Annotated in this window: 13 protein-coding genes; all 13 read right to left on the bottom strand. The window is 63.2% G+C overall.

The features are described 5' to 3' along the window. Nucleotides 1-10 precede the first annotated feature (10 nt). Nucleotides 11-979 carry a P-type conjugative transfer ATPase TrbB gene (gene trbB, locus A9K65_RS30025; protein ID WP_013533270.1) on the bottom strand — a complete coding sequence of 323 codons (969 nt, stop codon included), beginning with the start codon at nucleotides 977-979 and terminating at the stop codon, nucleotides 11-13. Further along, nucleotides 976-1389 carry a CopG family transcriptional regulator gene (locus tag A9K65_RS30030; RefSeq protein ID WP_064993432.1) on the bottom strand — a complete coding sequence of 138 codons (414 nt, stop codon included), beginning with the start codon at nucleotides 1387-1389 and terminating at the stop codon, nucleotides 976-978. Before A9K65_RS30030 ends, trbB begins: the two co-directional genes overlap by 4 nt. A gap of 116 nt (nucleotides 1390-1505) precedes the next feature. After that, on the bottom strand, nucleotides 1506-3536 hold the full coding sequence (locus A9K65_RS30035) for a conjugal transfer protein TraG (RefSeq protein WP_064993431.1): 2031 nt from the start codon (nucleotides 3534-3536) through the stop codon (nucleotides 1506-1508). Between the two features lie 200 nt (nucleotides 3537-3736). Continuing rightward, the gene (glmS, locus tag A9K65_RS30040; RefSeq protein WP_064993430.1) at nucleotides 3737-5560 is read right to left on the bottom strand and encodes a glutamine--fructose-6-phosphate transaminase (isomerizing); all 1824 of its coding nucleotides are present in this window, start codon (nucleotides 5558-5560) and stop codon (nucleotides 3737-3739) included. A gap of 730 nt (nucleotides 5561-6290) precedes the next feature. Then, nucleotides 6291-8261, bottom strand: a complete 1971-nt coding sequence (gene rlxS / locus A9K65_RS30050) for a relaxase/mobilization nuclease RlxS (protein ID WP_064993429.1) — start codon at nucleotides 8259-8261, stop codon at nucleotides 6291-6293. Between the two features lie 179 nt (nucleotides 8262-8440). Then, nucleotides 8441-9124, bottom strand: a complete 684-nt coding sequence (locus A9K65_RS30060; RefSeq protein ID WP_064993427.1) for a lytic transglycosylase domain-containing protein — start codon at nucleotides 9122-9124, stop codon at nucleotides 8441-8443. Further along, nucleotides 9112-9660, bottom strand: a complete 549-nt coding sequence (locus A9K65_RS30065) for a S26 family signal peptidase (protein WP_064993426.1) — start codon at nucleotides 9658-9660, stop codon at nucleotides 9112-9114. Before A9K65_RS30065 ends, A9K65_RS30060 begins: the two co-directional genes overlap by 13 nt. Then, nucleotides 9657-9896, bottom strand: coding sequence for a helix-turn-helix domain-containing protein (locus A9K65_RS30070; protein ID WP_064993425.1), 240 nt, complete (start codon nucleotides 9894-9896; stop codon nucleotides 9657-9659). Before A9K65_RS30070 ends, A9K65_RS30065 begins: the two co-directional genes overlap by 4 nt. Nucleotides 9897-10040: 144 nt before the next feature. Further along, a complete protein-coding gene (locus tag A9K65_RS30075) occupies nucleotides 10041-10364 on the bottom strand; it encodes a DUF736 domain-containing protein (RefSeq protein WP_013533279.1) in 324 nt (107 codons plus the stop codon). A gap of 534 nt (nucleotides 10365-10898) precedes the next feature. Next, a complete protein-coding gene (locus tag A9K65_RS30080; protein WP_064993423.1) occupies nucleotides 10899-12626 on the bottom strand; it encodes a ParB/RepB/Spo0J family partition protein in 1728 nt (575 codons plus the stop codon). Nucleotides 12627-12709: 83 nt separating this feature from the next. After that, on the bottom strand, nucleotides 12710-13120 hold the full coding sequence (locus A9K65_RS30085) for a DUF2958 domain-containing protein (RefSeq protein WP_064993422.1): 411 nt from the start codon (nucleotides 13118-13120) through the stop codon (nucleotides 12710-12712). Between the two features lie 132 nt (nucleotides 13121-13252). Further along, nucleotides 13253-14215 carry a zincin-like metallopeptidase domain-containing protein gene (locus A9K65_RS30090; RefSeq protein WP_064993421.1) on the bottom strand — a complete coding sequence of 321 codons (963 nt, stop codon included), beginning with the start codon at nucleotides 14213-14215 and terminating at the stop codon, nucleotides 13253-13255. Between the two features lie 713 nt (nucleotides 14216-14928). Then, a complete protein-coding gene (locus A9K65_RS30095; RefSeq protein ID WP_064993420.1) occupies nucleotides 14929-15603 on the bottom strand; it encodes a DsbA family protein in 675 nt (224 codons plus the stop codon). Between the last annotated feature and the right edge of the window lie 1072 nt (nucleotides 15604-16675).

Raw genomic sequence — 16675 nt, forward strand, 5'->3', positions numbered from 1 at the left:
AAGTGACCTTTCAGAGTTGCTGGAGTTGCGGAAGCGTGAGCTGGGTGACGGCGTAGTCGCCACTGCCGTCGAGGCCAGTGACCTCGGCGATCGTCTCGATGCGGCGCGAGGATCCGCGGCCGGCGATGAAGACGATCAGGTCTATCGCCTCGGCGATGAGCCGGCGGGGAACGGTGACCACGGCTTCCTGTGCGAGCTGCTCGATGCGGTAGAGGGCGGACCGCGCCGAGTTCGCGTGAACGGTGGCGATGCCGCCTGGGTGACCAGTGTTCCATGCCTTCAGCATGTCGAGCGCTTCCGCGCCTCTGATCTCGCCGACGATGATGCGATCGGGTCTGAGGCGCAGTGTCGAACGCACGAGATCGGCGAGCGTGACAGAACCACGCCTGGTCCTCAGCGCAACGCAGTCTTTTGCTGCGCATTGAAGTTCGCGCGTATCCTCGATCAGGATCACCCGCTCGTGGCAGTCGGCGACCACGGCCAGCAGCGCATTGGCAAGGGTTGTCTTGCCCGATGAAGTGCCGCCCGCGACCAGGATGTTGCGCTGCTCGCGGACGGCTTTCTTCAACGCATCAGCCTGCAGCGGCAGCATGACCCCGTCGGCGACATAATCGGCTAGGCTGTAGAGCTTTGCGGCGGGCTTGCGAATGGCAAAGCATGGCGCCAACACCACAGGTGGCAGGAGGCCTTCGAACCGCTCGCCCGAGGGCAGTTCGGCGCTTACGATCGGATTATCCGCATGCGCTTCGGCGCGCACGTGGGAAGCGACGAGGCGGACAATGCGCTCCGCCTCGGTAGGATGGATGTGCACGCCTGTGTCGACCAAGCCTTCCCCGAGCCGATCGATGCGCAGTGCTCCGTCGGGATTGACCATCACCTCGATGATCGATGGGTCTGAAAGCGCTTTGGTGATCGCCGGGCCCATGGCGGTGCGCAGCATGGCGCGGCGGCGATGATCGGCTTCCGGATGAGAGTTCACCCTTCCTCTCCCCCGCCATTGTCTTTGCCAAGCGACCGCTTCCCGGAAGCGATCTGCCGGCCGACCTGCTCGACAAATTTGTCGAAGCGCTCCTGGCCGATGGCCTGCGTTACCCTGTCCGGGGCCGGCGTGTGGGCGTGAAGCGTGATCGAGAAGCGGATGAAGAGCGCCAGGCTCTCCATCGTCATCTCGGCGTCGCGCCTGACATGAGCGAGGTCGCGAGAAAGACGGTCGAGCCTTACCCCGTAGCGTTGGTCGAGCTCGTTCTTGCCACGCCGCTCGATGAAGGCTTCTACTGCCTTGGCGACGATCGCCGATTTGGTGGTCGAAGGATCACGACTGAGTTTGTCCAGCTTCTCGCTTAACTCAAACTCAAGCAGAAACTGGTGACGAATGCGGCGGGGCTTCATGTGGCTTGTTCCAACAGCCAGCGCTACGCGCCGGCGACGGGAACAAGCATCCTCCAGATGCCCAAAAACGCTTATCGCCCTTACCTACGCTGAGGTACGCCGTCAGGAAGCAGCGTTCAGAAGCCGGGCACGATGTCCTTGTCGTCGCCCCTTCCTTCATTGAGGCCGTAGACCCGGGCCGCCGTCGAAGTCCGATCCATGACACGTTTGTCGGCGACCGGCTCGCTATCATCGTCAACAGACTTGAAGAGATCGTCCTGCTCAGCTTCTTGAGAAAGCACGATTTGATGTTCCGGTAGAGCTGGATGGCGCTGCTGCTGGACGCCGCCCTCGTCCCCGATCGCCGCGTCGGCAATTTCGTCGCCTGCAGCCAGACGACCGTCAACGCTGCGCACCCGTCCAGTCCAGTCGTCCGTGCGGGAAGCCGGACGGTCTGCGTAAGGGCTGTCCCGCAGCACCGGGGAAGGTAGCACGCGTTCGGTAAAATTCCGGTCCTCATAATAGCGCAGCTTCTGGACGCGCAACGGCGGCAGCCCTGAAATCAGCACCAGCTCGTCGGTTTGGGGCAGCTGCATCACCTCGCCAGGAGTGAGCAGCGGTCGGGCCGTTTCCTGCCGGCTGACCATGACGTGCGACAGCCAGGGCGCCAGCCGGTGGCCGGCATAGTTGCGCATCGATCTAAGCTCCGTTGCGGTGCCGAGCGCATCCGAAATGCGCTTGGCGGTGCGTTCGTCATTGGAGGAAAAGGCAATACGCACGTGGCAGTTGTCGAGAATGGCACTGTTCTCGCCATAGGCCTTGGATATCTGGTTCAATGATTGCGCGATCAGGTATGCGCGAATGCCATAGCCGGCCATGAAGGCGAGCGCGGTCTCGAAGAAATCTAACCGCCCGAGCGCCGGGAATTCGTCGAGCATCATGAGGAGTCGATGTTTGCGACTCCTGCTTGGATCGCCCTCAAGGCGCTCGGTCAGGCGTCTGCCGATCTGGTTCAGGATCAGGCGCACCAAGGGCTTGGTGCGCGAGATGTCCGACGGCGGCACGACCAGGTAGAGCGATATCGGTCGCTCGGCATCCATGAGATCGACAATGCGCCAGTCGCAGGTCGATGTTGCCGCCGCGACCGTCGGGTCGCGATAGAGCCCGAGAAATGACATGGCGGTCGACAAAACACCAGAACGCTCGTTTTCCGATTTGTTCAGCAGCTCACGTGCCGCCGAGGCCACGACCGGATGGACCTCAGGCTTGTCGGGCGTGCCCAGGTGGTTGGTGGTCATCATCTGCTGCAGCGTCGCGGAAAAGGAACGTTGCGGGTCCGACAGGAAAGTGGCGACGCGGGCAAGCGTCTTCTCCTCTTCGGCATAGAGCACGTGCAAAACGGCGCCGACGAGGAGGGAATGACTTGTCTTTTCCCAGTGATTCCGGCGGTCCAGCGCGCCTTCCGGATCTACCAGGATGTCGGCGATGTTCTGAACATCGCGGACCTCTTGTGGACCCTTTCGTACCTCAAGCAGCGGGTTATAGCGCGCCGACCTAGGATCAGTTGGATTGAATAGAAGGCAATAGGAGAATTTCGACCGCCAGCCGGAGGTCAACTGCCAATTCTCGCCCTTAATATCATGAATGACCGCCGAACCGGTCCAGGACAGAAGAGTTGGAACAACCAGTCCGACGCCCTTGCCTGAACGTGTTGGGGCAAAGGCCATGACGTGCTCGGGCCCGTCATGTCGCAGATAGCGATCCTTCAGCTTGCCTAGGAAAACCCCGGCCGGCCGAAACAGCCCTGCCGTCACGATCTCCTGAGTCGTTGCCCACCTTGACGAGCCATAGGTCGTCACCGATCCGAGCTGTCGCGCGCGCCACAGCGAACCGCCGATGGCGGCGGCACAGCCCACGAACCCACTCGCGCCGGCGAGCGCACCGGCCTTATCGAAGACCTCGGGCGCATAGGCGTCAAAATGGTACCACCATTCAAACAGTTTCCACGGCTTGTAGATCGGCCAGCCAGCCGCAACAAACCACGGCGCGCCGAGTGGCGGCTGATGGCCCAGCATGTGCGCGCACCACTGCGTGGCCGTCCACACGCCGAGCATGACGATTGCGAATACGACGACGATCTGCCCAATCAGCAACTTCGTGGGCGTCATTGGCTTGCTCCGCTGTTTCGAACACCGGGGCAAGCATCGCGCGCCGCGATGTGAACTGAAATGCACACTACGCACGACCAGGTGCGATGAGGAGCAGCGCCGGGCTCGTCACAAGGATTAGCCGGAGCTATTAAGGCCTCGACGATAACGTCCGACTGCTCGTTCAGCCGAAGTGCATTTCTATCGAAGGGCCGTGACCATCATTCGACGGTAACCGATTTTGCGAGATTGCGCGGCTGGTCGACATCTTTGCCCATCAAGACCGCCGTGTGATACGCAAGAAGCTGTATCGGCAGCGCAAAGATCATTGGCGCGATAATCTCGTCGACTACCGGCAGCACGATCGTGTGCATCGTGTCGAGTTTCGAAGCAGCGGCCCCTTTCTCATCCGTGATGAGGATAATCCGACCGCCTCTGGCGGCCGCTTCCTGCATGTTCGAGACGGTCTTGTCGAAAAAGCGATCATGTGGCGCGATGACGATCACTGGCATGTTTTCGTCGACCAGTGCGAGCGGACCATGCTTCAATTCACCAGCCGCATATCCCTCGGCATGGATGTAGGATATCTCCTTGAGCTTCAGCGCACCTTCCATTGCCAGCGGGAAACTGGTGCCGCGGCCGATATACAGGACGTCATGAAATTTTGACAGTTCGCGCGATAGGAGCTCGACATCTGGCTTGATGCTGTTCAGGACCCGGCCCATGACGCCCGGCATTTCGGCAAGACTCGTGACGAGCGCCTTTGCCTCATCTTGCGTTGCCGTTCCACGGGCCCTGGCAGCGCCAATGGCGAGTGTGGCTAGAGCCACAAGCTGGCAGGTGAACGCCTTGGTGGAGGCAACGCCGATCTCCGGGCCGGCGAAGATCGGGAAGACGGCGTCGGCCTCCCGCGCGATGCTCGATTCCCGGCTGTTGACGACAGCGCCGGTCTTCAGCCCACGCGCCTTGCAGTATCTCAGGGATGCGAGCGTGTCGGCGGTTTCACCGGACTGCGAAATGAAGAGAGCCGCCGACTGCGGCGGCAACGGGATCTCCCGGTAGCGGAATTCGGACGCGACGTCGATTTCGACCGGCAGGCGCGCATAGCGCTCGAACCAGTATTTTGCGATAAGTCCAGCCAGATAGGCGGTGCCGCAAGCCGAGATCGCCAGGCTCGGGATGCCGGCGAAATCTATGCAAGACGTCGTGTCGGCGCGATTCCCTTCGAAGCTGGTGTGATAACCGAGCGCACGGGCGACAACCTCGGGCTGCTCATGAATTTCCTTCTCCATGAAATGGCGATACTTGCCCTTATCAGCCAGATATGCCCCGGCAAGGGAAGTCTGGCGCGGACGCTCGACGGGATGGCCATCGAAATTGAAGATGTCGACTCCTGTCTTGCCGATAACGGCCCAGTCGCCGTCGACGAGATACGTGACCGCATTTGTGAAGGGAGCAAGCGCGATCGCGTCGGAGCCCAGGAACATCTCGCCGACGCCATGACCGATCGCCAATGGGGGTCCATTGCGCGCCGCCATGATGGTGGACGGATCATCCTCAAAGAGAACAGCAAGCGCATAGGCACCCCTGACGCGCTTCAGCATGGCATGCATTGCCTCACCCCTCCCCATGCCCTCACGGCGGTATCGTGCCAAGAGATGTACGACAACCTCGGTGTCGGTATCGGTCTGGAACTCGGCGCCCGCCGCCGCGAGTTCATCCTTCAACTCGGCGAAATTCTCGATGATGCCGTTGTGAACCACGGCCACACCCTCCGCAATGTGCGGGTGCGCGTTGCGCTCGGTGGGTGCGCCGTGGGTCGCCCAACGCGTGTGTGCGATGCCGACGATCCCACTCAGCGGCTCTTCCTTCAACCTTCTCTCGAGGTTGACAAGCTTGCCCTTCGCGCGCCGGGAGTGCAGCGAGCCCTCGCAAATGGTGGCAAGGCCGGCTGAGTCATAGCCGCGATATTCGAGCCGCTTCAACGCGTCGACCAACCGCTCCGACACCGGCTGATGCCCGACAATGCCAACAATCCCGCACATGACTTCGTCTCCGAATTCTTCCCGGTAGCCTCAGTCGGCTCGAAGGGAACGCGCCAAGCGCTCAGCCTCCGTAGTAGAATTCTGCAAAACAGGTAAAATCGATTTTTGGGATAGCTGCCATCCAGCCAGCGGATAGGCGAGCATGTCTTTTGACATCCGGCGAGACGGATCGTTGATCTCGGCTCTGCAGGTCTCCTGACCTCAACTCACCCGTCTCGGAGAGTTAGTAAGCTGTCAAATTCGTCAGCGATTGGCGCAATTTGCGGCCATGTTCAGTGCTTTTTCGACCTTCGCGGCCGCGCAGATTGTCCCTGCAAGCTGTCCATCATGGGGACCGCCGCGTGTCGCGGAGAGGATGGCCCGGTGGCCGACTTAGTCGCGGAGTGTTCGGCGGTGCGGAGTTTCGGCCGCTGAAATTCAGCCGTGGCAACGTCGCCGAGTCGCCGACGCTGCCGCCGCAACCGCGCTGTGTCGATCTTAGACAAGGCCGAATGCCAGGCTCTGCCGATGGCCCTAAGGATCATTTGCATTGCTACCTTCCTCTGCTGCCCAGCGCATTCCCGTCGTCTGCGTCAGTCGATTTGGGATCGTGCATCAAAGATCGATGCCGATGCGAATCGGGTGGCTATCAGCCCCATTTTTCGCTGCCGATGCAAGCAGGCTCGGAGCACCTTGTCGAAGTCTTGCCCGGGCCGATCGAAGGCAGACCGCGTTCGTATAGCTGCGCAGGTCACGAGACGTTGGGCCCACTCCTTTGCCGACCGATGTTCCAAGAGATGCCCTCGCGCTGCACCAGGCCGGAAACCTCTTTGCCGACATGCCGCTCGAGAACCGGCCGCCATGGTACGAGCGTGAACTCTCGCGATTTCTCGATAACGGCGTATTTGCCGCTGGCGAGTTCAACTGACCGGCGGAGCGTGCCCTCTACGCGATGACCGGGCCGCGTTTCGGCATAGGACAGGCCAAGCTCTTCCGACAGTTGACCGGCAACACGGTTCAACTCCCGCTGGCGGAGGATCGAAACCATGTTGGCGCGATAGATGATCCGATCCTGCTCCTCATGAGCAAGGCCCTGCGCGATCAGCCACTGCTGCCGGCGGCTCCGCGCCTCCTGCACTTCACGGCCGAAGCCCGAATTGCGCAACCTCTCTGATGCCTCGGAGACAAGCTGGCTGTCGATCCAGGTCGCGCCGTCAAAGCCAACCTGCCGCTCCAGCGGCATCGATGAGAGCTTGTCGACCGTGACCGGCTGGGTCCTGGCCTGCTGGCGCTCGTAGGCGACGACACGATCGAGATGATCCGGCGCGATGATCCAGGTGCCGTCGGGCTCGCGCTCCACGCCCCCGATAGCGCGCCGGATTGCCTCCAGCCGGCGGACATGCGTATCGGCGAAGCGGTCGGTGGCGGCCGGATCGTGCTTCAGATGAATGTCGATGTTGTAGCGGCCGTCATGGGCAGCCGCGATTTCGACCACTGTGCGGTCAACCAGCCTGGGCTGTGTGTTCCTCGGCGTGACACGCACGATGCAGCCGTCGGGCGTCGGCTCTGTCGCCTCGCCCTTGCCGATGTCGATGTATCGGGTTTTGCCATCCACACCGTCGACGATGAGGTAATGCCGGTCGCTGAGCTCGTCGGCCAGCCCGCGCGCGACAACGCGGCCGACGACAGGGGCGGCCTGCTCGCCGGATCCATCGTGGATCACGCAGTCGGCGGCACTGCGGGCGATCCCCCTGCCCGTCAGTTCGCGATGCAAGGTCTTGATGATGTCGCCGCGTTCGCCGATGCGGCGCAGCGTCGCTTCAAGCCCGTCGTCGAGCCGCCAGCGGCGCGGGGCGATCTCTTCCGCCAGATGCATCCGCTCGAGCTTGCGCAGGCGCCCCTGGTGCAAGGTCTGTCGAAACGCGTCGCGGCTATCCAGCGAAACCAGCCCACTGTCGTCACGCAGCTGCAGCAGGCGGCGGTCGATGCTGGTGAAGCGTTCCTGCTGCATTTCCTGGCGCAGGCGATGCTCGATCTCGTGGTCGGTGCGCGGACCGAGATCGAGGCTGACCAGCTCGGCGGCGCGCTCGCGGATGCCGCTCGAGATGTATTCTCGCGCTATAACAAGATTCTCGCCGCGATCGTCCTTGCCACGCACGATGATGTGGGTGTGCGGATGGCCGGTATTGAAATGGTCCACGGCAACCCAGTCGAGCTTCGTGCCGAGATCCTCCTCCATCTGTGCCATGAGCCGCCGCGTCAGTGGCTTGAGGTCGTCAAATTCGATGCCGTCCTCGGGTGCGACGATGAAGCGGAATTGATGGCGATCGCCATCGGCACGATCGAGGAAGTCCTTGCCAGCGACGCAATCGCTGTCGGCGCCGTAGAGCTGGCCAGGCGCGCCGTCCCGGGTGACGCCGTCGCGCTGGATGTAGCGCAGATGCGCACGCGCCCCGTCCGCGCTCTTGCCGGCCAGCTTGACGACACGCGCCTTGACGACGACCCGGCGCTGGCGGAAGGCTGCATGGCGATCGCGTGATTTCAGCAGCGCGGCCGTCGCCCCACCCCGGCCTATCCTGCTGCCCGCGAAGCGCCCACCACGCTGGGGCCGGCCACCAGCTCGGTTGATCGCCGCCCGCACCTGGCCGGCAAAGCGTTTGCCGGCCTTCGAACCACGGGAGCCAATCTTCCCGAGCTTCGGTCTGAACTCGTCATCCCTCATGCTTGGCCTGCGCCTGGAACAGAGTCGAATCAGCCATTTGCGCTCCGAAGTTCTCCTGACGCTGGAGGGTGCCTCCGGCAAAAATGATGTGCAGACAGACACTTCGCCGGCCCTGGGAGGCGGTGCCTTTATCTTGCCTTCCGCGCCCCACCCCTTTGGACGCGTCCGGCCCCCCATTGCTAGCGTTCCGGCTCTTTGACATGTGCGACATCCCTCCCCAGCGGCACGAAGAGATCGCCGTTTCGCGCAAAAGCGCGACCACCATTTTGCGGGAAAAACAGCGAGCGCCCCGAGGGTGCATCTTGCCTGTCCGGAGCGACAGATTTGCCCTTGAACTGCTCGATGTCGGTTCGCGAAACTCCGGCAGCCCGGAGCTGCTTGAGGTAGTCGACGGTCTCTTTCGGCAGCGGCGTGCCGCGCTTCAGATGCGCCTGGTAGCGCTCGGGTCCGGCGTTGTAAGCGGCAAACAGCCCGGGGAACCCGAAGCGGTCATACATGGCGCGGAGATAGGCAGTGCCGGCCAGAATGTTGTCGTGCGGATCGTGGGGATCGGCGCCCAGTCCGTATTGCGCGCGCATGTCCTGATAGGTTTCCGGCATCACCTGCATGAGGCCCATGGCACCGGCGCGCGAGGTGATCGGCCGGCCGTGGAGCATCGTCTTGCCGCCGCTTTCGGCATCGATCACCGCGTAGATCCAGGCCTCGGGAACACGGAAACGCTTGCTTGCTTCGGCAACGAAGTGCCGCCATTTTCCAAGCTGCGGACTATGGGAGATGGCGACCGGCTCAGCGCCGGTCGAGGCGGAACAGGCGCATGGCGCGACAGCGATCATGCCAAGCATCAGGAGGGCTACTCGGTCCATAGCGGCGCGAGCCTCCCGATGATGTTGGTGGCTCGGACCGGCCCGAAATAGCGGCTGTCGAAAGAGCGCGGTGCCTCGCCGTTCAGCACGAAGAATTCGTCGTCAGCGAGCGCGCGGCAGCCGCTCCACCAGGGCAGCGGACGGCCTTGGGTGTCGGTAACTAGCCGACGTGCGACGATCTTGCCGCCGATGATGATCGCCTCGTTGAAGGCGCAGACACGTTCGTGCGGCAGCGCGGCAATGTGCTTTACAAGGGGAACGCCGTTCGGGAGATAGCCGCGTTCGGCAGCGAGGCCGGCAATGGCATCCGGTGCGCCGGCGAGCACCAGGTCGCCGCGTGCTGGCGCTCCCGCCACGACGCGATAGAGGCCAACCGGCGCGCTCGCCGAGGCGTTCCAGATCAAGAAGGGCGATGGGTTTGCAAGGGGGCCGAAGGCAACCAGGCCAAGGGCAATCGCGGTCGCGGCGATCGCCTTTGTCGCCCGAGCACGGCGCAGGCGGCTGCCGGTCAGACCGATGGAAGGAGGCCGGCTCATGAACGGCCTCCATCGTTGGAATGGGTCTGGTTATGGCGGCCTTTCGACCAGTCGTCGAGCTCGTCGATGTGGTAGCGGACGTAGCGGCCATGCTTGCGGAATTTCGGGCCGCCGCCCTTGAGCCGCATCTTTTCCAGCGTGCGCTGGGAGAGCCCTATGTAGAAGGCGGCTTGGGCTGTGTTGAGAAACGGACTGCCCTTTTTGGCGCGGGCGGCGCGTTCGTTTTCGTTGTCCATGATGATCCTCGTTTGGCTTGCGAGCGAGACGAGGATGGGGGGGCGAGGTCGTCTTGGGGACGGGCGAAGAGTTGGGGGCGAGTTTTCGCCGCTCTGTGGCAAGAGCCCCGCGCCGGCTGCGGCGCGGGGCTCCGATGAGCCCGATCAGTCGGCCGGGTTCCAGATGATGGCGTAGGTGTCGTCATCGTCCTGGCCGGCGGCGCGGCCCAGATTGGCGTAGAGCTTGCGCGGTCCGAACTCCGGCGCGGCAATCGACAGGCTCACATAATCCTTGCCGGAGGTCTCGCCGGTGCGGATCCAGCCGGCGCCAACTTCGACCCCTTGCGTCAGCACCCTGTAGTCGGGATGGTTGTCGGCGCTCTTGGCCTGGTTGGGGATGATGTCGATGTCGGCGCGGACGCTGAGGGTCTTGAGCTGGCCCTTGTAGGCGCCGTTTTCCTGCTTGTTGACGTAACCGATCGCGGTCATTTCGAAGTCTCCTTTTGCTGTCGCCGGGGACCATCCCCTGCGATGGCGGACCGTGATGGATGCGTCCGGAGCGCCTGAACCTGACAGGGCCGCAGCGCCAGCGGAGGACCCGAGCAGGCGGCTTTTTTGAAGCGGAGCGGCGCGAGGAAGCCGCCGCAGGCGGCGGGGAAAAAAGCTGCTGGCGAGGGTTTCGGGCGGCCGGACCCGTCCATAGGTCGACAAGCCAGCCGCAGGGGATGGTCCTGGCAGGGAGCATGGAGATCGTGGCGAGCGCGGTCGCTGCAGCCAAGCCAAGCAGGAGAGGATTGCGGGACTGCGGCTGATGCCGCGCCATGCCGATCGAGATCGTGCCCCACGGGTCGGGCGCCAGGGCAGGCATCCGACGGGCTGAACGACCTGCGGGACCAAGGTGGTTTGCCGGGCTGGATTGTGCCGCTGGAAACGGGGGGCAAAGGTCACGAACATGCGGCCATTGCGACCGGGGTGCGATGCCGAGCGGCGGCCATCCTGGCAGCCGCCGCCCAGCTTGACGGGCTATTGGCAGTCGAACAGGGAGCGGACCCGTGCCCATTGATCGGCGGTGCGCAAGCCGCCTCGATCCGTGTAGCTTTCGACCGGGAATTTCATCCAGCGCGGCAGCCAGGCCTCGACCTTTTGCCTGCCGTTTTCGCCGGACAGAAAGTCGCGGATGATTGTCTTTTGCGTCTTCACCTTCTCAGCGACATTGCCGTCCGCGACATGCTTGCCGCCGATTTCGGCAAGCATCGAATTGGCAATTTCCCTGTCGCGCAACAGGTCGAAGAAGGCGTCGTCCGGTTGCCAGCAAGCGGCGGTGTCGACATTGAGATGATTGCCGAGCGCCTCGATGACGGCACTGCCGGCCTCAAGCGTCTCGGCCATGACGATGCCGAGAACGCGCATCACATCATCGTCGGACAGCGTCAGCAAATGCGCAAACAGGCTTGCCGTGCCGAAGTCGCCGCCATTGCGGCCAGCGACCGCGCCACCCTCGTCCGGTTCTCCAAGCAGCGCCAGGACCTCGCGCCGCTTATCCGTGAAGGCGGTTTCGGCCTTGCAGGCTGAAAGGCTTGCCGCCACGATTTCGTTGGCGGCGCGCTGCGGCTCGGTACGCACCTGCCACAGGCTTGAGCCGGCAATCGCATGTGCCACCATCAGGCGAAGGGCTGCGGCCGGACGGTCAAGGAGCGCCAAGCGCACGATGGCATGACGGTGCAGATCGACATAATTCTGCATCGGTCCAGTGACTTCGGGCCGCGAGGGTTTGTCCGGGGTCTCGGCCTCTGCGGCCTCGCCATTGGCTCGGGCGCGGCGGGCTTGCTTGTGCGACAGCCAGCCCTCGTGACACGCGACCTCGCCGCGATGCGAGACTGATATAAAGACCTTGCCGCCCTTCTTCTTCGGCGTCTTTTCGTGGTCCCATGCGTGAAAATGTTGACTCGGTTCGAGCACGATCACTTCGCTCCATCCGGCCTCAAGAAAGGCGTTGCGCGTGGCGGCTATCGCCTCATTCTGCTTGAGCCAGAACAGGTCGGCGTCGGCAAAATAGCTTTCCTCGCCGAACAGATCGGAGACGATCAGGCCGGGATAGTCCTCGATGGCGAACAGCGCCACCTTGGTCGAGATCGACTGGCCGCCGAACAGCCATTGCTTCAATTGCCAGCCGCGCGGCGCGCGGTTGTCGGGATCGGCAAAGAGCGCCAGCCAGTCCTTCTGCTGCGCCTTCGAGGCCATGGTGAGATGGCGCACCGTCTCGGCGTCGATTTCCTCGCGGCGATAGGCTTCGCGAATCCTGGGCAGAAGCTCGCCGAGCGCCAGAATCCGCTTCACCTGATGCTCGGTGAGGCCGAACGTGGCCGCGATATCGGCGATTGTGCGACCTTCCCTGATGAGGCGGGAAAAGGTTTCCCATTGCGAGACCTCGTCGGGATCGAGGCGGGCGATATTTTCAATCAGGGAGGCTTCGAGCGCGTCGGCGTCGTCGCCATCCTCCATGATGGCGCATGGCAGCGGCGCGGCCTTGCCGCGCTCGTCGGCAACGGTCTTGGCCGCGAAATAGCGTCGGCGCCCGGCGACGATCTCGAAGGTGTCGGGCGAGCCGTTGGGCCGCACCAGAAGCGGAACAAGGACGCCGCGCGCCCGCACCGAGGGCAGGATGTCGGCGATGTCGGGCGCGCGTTTGGAATGCCGCATGTTGGCGGCGGCGATGCTCAATTGGTCGATGGAAACGTGGGCAAGCTGCATGGTCTTTCTCCTTTGCTATGGCCGAAATTGCCTGACCGCGAGGCCGCTGGCCGAGCGGCGCGACGGTTTTGCGCCGGAGGGCGCTATTGTTCCGCCCGGTCGGACGGAAGCTCGGGAAGGGAAAGCGAGAGGGCGGCGGCGGCCTGCCGCAAGAGCCCTTCGGCCTCGGTGATGTGGCCGCATAGGCGAGCGGCTTCGGCATAGACCGAGAGCGGAAACCGCGCCTTGAAATAAAGGTCGCGCTCGATGCCGAGGCCAAGCGGTCCCTTCACGGTTTGGAGCTCGGCAAGGCTGACGCTGCCGAGTTCGGGGAAGCCCAATCCGAGATCACAGAGGCCGAAGAGTGTATCGCCATCAGCATCGAGCTCGCTCAGGAGCCAGGTGGCGGCGCCCAGCGGATTGAACAGTTTCACGACCGGAACATGGTCGGCTTCGGTCTCGGCAGCGCCATTGGCGAGCAGAAGAAGGCGCAGTTCGTCAGTGATGAGGATCATTGCGGCGTTCCTTCAAAACGGTTCGTGATTGACGGCGGGTTGACCAACAGGCCGGTATTCAAGGGGTTTCCGCGCGGCCGCATCGCGCGCCGTCAGAAGCGCAAGGCTCTCGCGTAGGGCGACGAAGCGCGCTCATGCGGCGATCTCGGCATCCGCCTCGCCTTCCACGTCGGCATTGAAGCCGAGCAGGAGATCGGCGGCTTTCGAGGCATGGCTGGCGGCGCGGAAGATGGCGCGATTGTCCTCGCGCAGCACGCTCAGCCATGAGCCGATATAATCGGCATGGCGCACGGTCGGCTCGATGCCCATAGTGCTGCAGACGAAGGCTGCGCAGATTTCAGCGACCAGTTCCTCGCGCGCATAGGCCTTGGAGCCGAACGAGCCGGAGAGGTCGCGCGCAAGGCGCGTCGGGTGGCCGGTCCAGTGGCCAAGCTCGTGAAAGCAGGTCCGGTAATAGTTGATCTGCTGAAAGAAGGCCGGTTGCGGCGGCACCTGAATGAAGTCGCAGTCCGGCATGTAGAAAGCGCGATCGCCGCCGATGCGGACATCAGCGCCGGTTGCACGAATGAGCGCCTCGGCCTGCGGGATGATCTGGCGCTGCGGCAGCGGTTCGGCGGCGGCATGGAGATGTCCGGGCAGGTTCTCGCACTGCGCGACGTTGAAGACGGTGAAGCGCTTCAGGAAGGGCACCGCCTGTGGTTCGTCGCCATCGACCTTGGCGCGTTCCTTTTCGTTTTGCGGAACAAAGCGGTCGGCGTGAACGATGGTCGTGCCGCGCTCGCCTTTCCTGACATTGCCGCCAAGGGCAAGCGCCTGCCGGAAGGTCAGCCAGTTCTGGCAGGCATAGCTGCGCTCGATGACCGCGCCCCACAGGATCAGGATATTGATGCCGGAATAGCGGCGCTCGGTGGCCGCATTCCTGGGCAGGCCGAGGCCTGCCTTTGCGTTTCCCCAGGGCTTGACCCATGGCACGATGCCGCGCTCGAGCTCGGCAATGATGCGGTCCGTGATCTCTTGATAAAGGCTGGCGCCTGCGCGCCCGCCCCTGCTTGCGCCAGCCTTTCGGCTGCCGGAACGTTTGTTGGTTGAACGCATGCCCTGGTCCTCCGCTCGCCAAATCGCGCCCTCCCCCGGAAGCGGGGTGGGCGGCGAAAACGACCGGAAAGGCCCGCCGTGAAAGGCGGACCGCATCCGAAGGACCGGAACGCAGAGGAGGACCCGAAGCGCAGCGAAGGGTTGCGGGATGCCGCGGCGGGCCTAGAAGGGAGAGCCGCCCACCGCGCGCACCCGGGGACGGCCTAAAAGACAGACCACGCCGGCCGATCGGCCGGCGGCCGTGCGCAGCCGAAAGGCGGCCCAAGCCAGGGGGCGAAGCCGGATGGCCGAGACCGCCTGAGCCTTGCGAAGAAAAGCGGGCTCGGTGCACGAGCACCCGGCGCGCGCCTTCAGGCGCGCGGGATTCAGGACTGGTGGTCGGCACCGCAGCTGATGTGATACCATCGATCCTTGCGCCTGGACGCGTGGATATGGTCGACGCCGCAGAGCCGTGAATTTCCACCTCTCGGCGCCCCTTGCCGCGTAACGGGGAGAGCGTCCAGGAGCGAGATCGCGGCCGCCGGAATCTTGGGTGATAGCCGCACGCCGGGAGACGGCGCCATGTCCGGCGTCGCGCTCGCGCCCCGCGTTCCGGTCTGGTCAAGAAGCCAACCGCGAAGAAGGCGCTCAGGAGCACATCAAAACCCCAGCTCCCAAAGACGATCCCGAGACCCTCGGTCAGAACGGCACTTTTGCAGCTGTCGAAGATTTGCCTAGGCGCGGGCATCAGCAATGGAGCGTTGCAGTCGGGCCATCCCCACTTCCCCTGGGATTACTTCGTCGCCGACCACCAACGCCGGTGTGCCCTCGATATACAGATCTTTGGCGAGTGCGAAATTGCGTGTGATGGCATTTGCGATGGCTGGGTCTTGCATGTCCCGCTTCAGCTGCTCGAGATCGAGGCCCACCCGCTCTGCAACGGCTAAGGTGGTGCGCTGGTTGAGGAAGCCGGGGAAAGCCATGAGGGCGAGATGGAACGCCTGATACTTCCCCTGTTTGTACGACGCGAGCGCTGCGCGCGCTGCAAATTTGGATGCTGGCCCCAGGACTGGGAGTTCCTTGAACACAAGCTTCACATTGGGATCATTGCTGAGGGCCTCCTGTAGATCGAGAGCTGCCGCCCGGCAAACGCCGCAGTTGTAGTCGAAGAACGAGACCACAGCGATATCGCCATCCGGATTGCCCGCAATTGGCGAGGCTGGGTCGTTGAGGAGGGCGTCGCGCCGCTGTGGAATGCGTATGCGCAAGTCAGCCGCTATCAGGCGTTGGTCCTCCACACATTGCAGGTCCTCGGCCGTATCCAGATGTTGTTTCAGCGCTCCCAGCGCGAACAAAGCTAGGGCCAACAAAGCGATTACTGTGACAAGGGCGGCATTCAGCCTGGACATGGGTGGGCTCCAATCAAACATGAACGGCAGGACGCCCGCGGCGCCGGCACCCCCGGCACGTTGCGGCGCTTCTCCCGTCGCGGCTCTCCGGTCAAGCGCCGCACCCCCCGTGCCGCAATTCCCGTGCCATCGCCGCCCGCAGCAGGAGCTCACGCAGCGCTGCGCCGCGGAAAGCGTGGGCCATCGTGCATTGAAGATCACTGTGGCTCACAGCTGACTTCGTAGGCTGGGTGGCCTCGCTCGACGGGCGCACCATAAGATGGCGCAACCGGCGGCGGTTTCGCGACATAAGGTCGGGAACCGTTCAAACAACTGGCGGGGATTTGTCGGCGCTTCCTGTGCACTTTGCAGAAAATAGGTCTGTGAAATTTCACAGAGCGCGGCCACAAAACTCGAACTGTAGCCGAGTCCTCCACTGTGGCTCGCTTTGCAAGCGCTAGTTCATCTCCGGCCCGGGGAGCCACTTAATCCAGAAATGTCTTGAAACCCAAGGATTGCCCGGGTTTCCGCTTCCCCAGAGATACACCGCGCGATACACTGCGGGGTAACCGCCCGCATTGCGTACCATGCGAAGGCAGACCTTCAACACATCTGGGCAATCCTCGCTGGTACCGGATGCCGCCTCGCCGAGGTCTCAGGTCTTCGCGTTGCGGACGTGCATGTTGACCACGTCGTCCCGCACATCACGGTTGAGTGGCACGATGACCGCCGCATTAAGAATGCCGTATCGCGGCGGAATGTGCCGTTGAGAGGTCGCGCGCTGGAGGCCGCAAAGGAAGCCGTCAAGGCTGCCGGCAGCGCAACGATGCTCTTTCCGACCTACGGGCGTCCCAAAGGCGCCTCCTCAGCATCTGCTGCCTTGGGCAAGCACGTTCGGGCCTGCGTGACGGACCCAAAGGCTACCACCCACTCGCTTCGCCACCTCATGAAAGACCGACTACGCTTGGCCGGCGTCACAAAGTCGGACCAAGACATTGTTCTGGGTCACTCATCGGGCAGCGTTGGTGAGGACTTATGGGGCGACGAGGCGCGGCTTGAGGTTGCGAGACGGGCGCTTGAGAAGGCACTAATC

The sequence above is a fragment of the Mesorhizobium sp. WSM1497 genome (assembly GCF_001672455.2).
GTDB classification, from domain to species: Bacteria; Pseudomonadota; Alphaproteobacteria; order Rhizobiales; family Rhizobiaceae; genus Mesorhizobium; species Mesorhizobium ciceri.